Origin of the sequence: Caulobacter sp. HMWF025, from assembly GCF_003060965.1 — a bacterium.
GTDB lineage: Bacteria > Pseudomonadota > Alphaproteobacteria > Caulobacterales > Caulobacteraceae > Caulobacter.
The window spans coordinates 15539-19196 of record NZ_QAII01000073.1 but is presented as its reverse complement, the minus strand read 5'-3'; the positions used below and the strand labels follow the sequence as shown (position 1 = coordinate 19196).

Annotated in this window: 4 protein-coding genes; 1 reads left to right on the top strand and 3 read right to left on the bottom strand. The window is 66.6% G+C overall.

Features of this window, described 5'->3' with window-relative positions; genetic code table 11:
- Positions 1–640: esterase-like activity of phytase family protein (locus DBR10_RS19295; protein WP_199225319.1), on the bottom strand; the 640-nt coding region annotated here is incomplete at its 3' end.
- Positions 641–716: 76 nt separating this feature from the next.
- A complete protein-coding gene (locus DBR10_RS08990) occupies positions 717–1292 on the bottom strand; it encodes a DUF2939 domain-containing protein (RefSeq protein WP_108505859.1) in 576 nt (191 codons plus the stop codon).
- Between the two features lie 210 nt (positions 1293–1502).
- On the opposite strand from DBR10_RS08990, the gene DBR10_RS08985 reads away from it, so the two are divergent.
- Entirely contained in the window at positions 1503–2375 is an 873-nt protein-coding gene (locus tag DBR10_RS08985) for an alpha/beta hydrolase (protein ID WP_158272235.1), read from the top strand.
- Between the two features lie 240 nt (positions 2376–2615).
- On the opposite strand, the gene DBR10_RS08980 is transcribed toward DBR10_RS08985, so the two are convergent.
- A partial coding sequence (locus tag DBR10_RS08980) for an NADP-dependent isocitrate dehydrogenase (RefSeq protein WP_442861111.1) occupies positions 2616–3658 on the bottom strand: 1043 nt, incomplete at its 5' end.

Genomic DNA, 3658 nt, shown 5'->3' with positions numbered 1-3658 from the left:
CGACCGGCGGGATCACACCCATGAGCTTGCCGGCCTTGTCGAAGCGGTAGATCGCCGCTGCATATTCTTCCGAGACATAGAAGCCGCCGTCCGCCGCGAGGGCCAGGCCTTCGCTGTCCATGCTGAGGCGGCCGGCGGCCGCCGGCTCGGCGGGATCGAGGCCGGTGAAGGTCTTGCCCTGGCCGTCTTTCAGCAGCAGCCCGCCCTTCGGCGTCAGCGTCACCTGGTCGGGCGCGACGGGGCCGGCACCTGCATAGGGGGCGAAGGTGAAGCTGAAGCGGTGCAGGCGATTGGCATAGTCCGAGGTGCCGACAATGGTGCCCACCGCATTGGGACCCCGGTCGGGGAGGGTGGTCAGGGTCCCGGCATAGCTGCCGTCCGGCAGGCGCTTCCAGTCGCTGATCGCCATCGACGAGAACGAGCCCAGGGAGTCGCCGTTAAAGTCGCGCAGGGCGGCCGACAGCCGTCCCGCCCCGACCAGGCCGTGGTTGATGCTGGCAAGACCGGCAAAATCGACGGTCACCGGACCGGACTCGGTGCTGACATTGGGGCGGGTCACGGCCACCGGCTGGGCCAGGGCGGTCGAGGCCAGGGCGCAGAAGGCGGTGACGCACAGCGCCGAGCGGAGCGAACGGGACATGGGCGGGGACTCCGGTGTGATCCCCCTCGCTAGCAGTCGGCCTTGACGGTTCGGTGACAGACCGCCCCTGACGGGCTCAGCGCTCTTCGACGGGCAGCCGGATATGGACCAGGGTCCAGGTGAACAGGGCCCGGCGCTGGAAGCTGAAGACGGTGACGCGCTTCACCGGGCCGGGGCGGCGGACAGCGATGCGGGCGCGATTGGGGTCCCAGTAGACGATCGCCGGATAGGGTCCCCGGACCAGGGCGCGAAGGCGGCCGGAGAGCGTCTCGGGCCGGGCGGCGGCAGGCGGGGCGGCGCCGGGGGCGTAGCCCCGGGTGAGGGCGGCAAGACCGGCCACGGTCAGATAGCGGTCCACCTTGGGTTCGGGGGGCGCGATCGGCTCTATGGCCCGTTTCATGACGCCGAACGGGTCGCGCCAGATCGAGGGCGGCTCGGCCGCTGCGGCCGCCGGGCGATGGTCCTGCAACTGGCCGGTCAGGCTGCGCCGCACGGCCGGAAAGTCGGTGAGCTCGCCGATCGCGGCGACATCCTCATAGTCGGCGGCGGCCTTCAGGGCCCGGAACGCAAACCAGGGGGCCGAGACGAAGGTGGCGGCGAAGATGAAGATCGCCAGAACGATCAGGTCCCAGATCCGCTTCTGCAAACTCATCGCCAGGTCCTGAAAGGGTTAACGCCGCATAGAGGGGGTATTCGCCGCCGCCTCGCAAGGGTCTTCGCGCGGGGCGAGACCCGGATGCCCATATCGTGGCAGCCTCCCCGTCGCCGTTCAGGCCATTCCCCCCGTGGGCTTGCCCGCGATCAGGTCGGCGCGGCGGCAGGCCTCGTCAGCAGTCTAGACGCCTAACGAAAGGACATCCGGGTGGAGCAGGTCGAATTCACGATCGCCGATGACCGTTTGGTCGGTCATCTCCATGTCCCCTCCGGCAATGGCCCGCACCCGGCTGTGGTCGTGGCGGGCCCGATGACCAGCGTCAAGGAACAGGTCACTGGTGTCTATGCCGCTGCCCTCGCCGAGCGCGGGATCGCCGCCCTGGCGTTCGATCATCGGGGTTACGGACAGAGCGGCGGCGCGCCGCGTCAGTATGAGCATGCCGGTCGCAAGATCGAGGACCTTGGTACCGCGCTGGAGTTCCTCGCGTCGCGGTCTGACCTCGACAGCGGGAGACTGGGTCTGGCCGGGGTCTGTCTGGGCGCTGGCTATGCCGCCCATGCCAGCTTGCTCAATCCCCGTGTCAGAGCGCTGGGGCTGGTCGTCGGCTATTACCGCGACCCGCCCCGCATGCGCGAGGCCGATCCTGACGGCTTCGATGCAAAGGTCGCCCAGGGCCGCGACGCACGGCTGACCTACGAGCAGACGGGCGAGGTGATCACCATCCCTGCGGTCTCCTTGACCGGCGATGCCGCCATGCAGACCCCCTATCTTTTCGACTACTATGCGACGCCGCGCGCAGGGGTGCCGAACTACGTCAATGCCTTTGCCGTGATGTCCCGCGAACACTTCCTGCCCTTCGATGTGCAGGTGGCGGCCCCGAAGATCCAGCTTCCCGTCTGCATGGTGCATTCGAGAAGTGCGCTCAGTCCTGACGCGGCAGAGACGTTCTACGCCAATCTTTCAGGCCCCAAATCGCTGACCTGGCTCGAAGGCGAGAACCAGGTCGCATTCTATGATGCACCGGATCTGGTCTCCCGTGCCGCCGACATCCTTGCGGAGCACCTGCATCGCGCACTCTGACCCGTCCCAGTCGACCGCGCCGGAACGGGCAGGATTGAGAAGGCATCAGCTTCTCGCGCCAACGAAAAACGCCCCCCGGTTTCCCGAGGGGCGTTGATCGTCTTGACCTCGGCGATCACTCGCCCCCTCCGGATGCTGCGCATCCGCCTCCCCCGGAGGGGGAAGACGATCTCATCTGCCCCCTCCGGGGGCGGACGACCTGCGCAGCAGGTCAGGTGGGGGCAAGTGGCCTTTCAGCCCTTAAGCCATGGCCAGCTTCAGGTTCTCGTCGATCTTGTCGAGGAAGCCTTCGGTGGTCAGCCAGGACTGCTTGTCGCCGACCAGCAGGGCCAGGTCCTTGGTCATGAAACCGCTTTCGACGGTGTCGATGCAGACCTTTTCGAGGGTGAGGGCGAAGTTTGCCAGATCCTGGTTGTCGTCCAGCTTGGCCCGGTGGGCCAGGCCGCGGGTCCAGGCAAAGATCGAGGCGATCGAATTGGTCGAGGTGCTCTGGCCCTTCTGGTGCTGGCGGTAGTGACGGGTCACGGTGCCGTGGGCGGCTTCGGCTTCCACCGTCTTGCCGTCCGGGGTCATCAGCACCGAGGTCATCAGACCCAGCGAGCCGAAGCCCTGGGCCACGATGTCGGACTGGACGTCGCCGTCGTAGTTCTTGCAGGCCCAGACATAGCCACCCGACCACTTGAGGGCCGAGGCCACCATGTCGTCGATCAGGCGGTGCTCGTAGTGGATGCCCTTGGCCTTGAAGGCTTCGGCGTATTCGGCGTCAAAGATCTCCTGGAAGATGTCCTTGAAGCGGCCGTCATAGGCTTTCAGGATCGTGTTCTTCGTGGAGAGATAGACCGGGTAGCCGCGGCCCAGGCCGTAGGCGAACGAGGCGTGGGCGAAGTCGCGGATCGACTCGTCCAGATTGTACATGCCCATGGCGACGCCGGCGCCCGGAGCCTTGTAGATCTCGTGCTCGATCACCGAACCGTCTTCACCGACGAACTTCATCGTCAGGGTGCCCTTGCCGGGGAACAGGAAGTCGGTGGCCTTGTACTGGTCGCCGAAGGCATGGCGGCCGACGATGATCGGCTGGGTCCAGCCGGGCACCAGGCGCGGCACGTTCTGGCAGATGATCGGCTCGCGGAAGATCACGCCGCCCAGGATGTTGCGGATCGTGCCGTTGGGCGACTTCCACATCTTCTTGAGCTTGAATTCCTCAACGCGCTGTTCGTCGGGGGTGATGGTGGCGCACTTGACGGCCACGCCGTGCTTCTTGGTGGCCTCGGCAGCGTCGATCG

What these genes read in the sequence shown, in the direction of transcription:
- DBR10_RS08990 (WP_108505859.1), bottom strand. Translation starts at nt 1,292, where the DNA reads ATGAGTTTGCAGAAGCGGATCTGGGACCTGATCGTTCTGGCGATCTTC.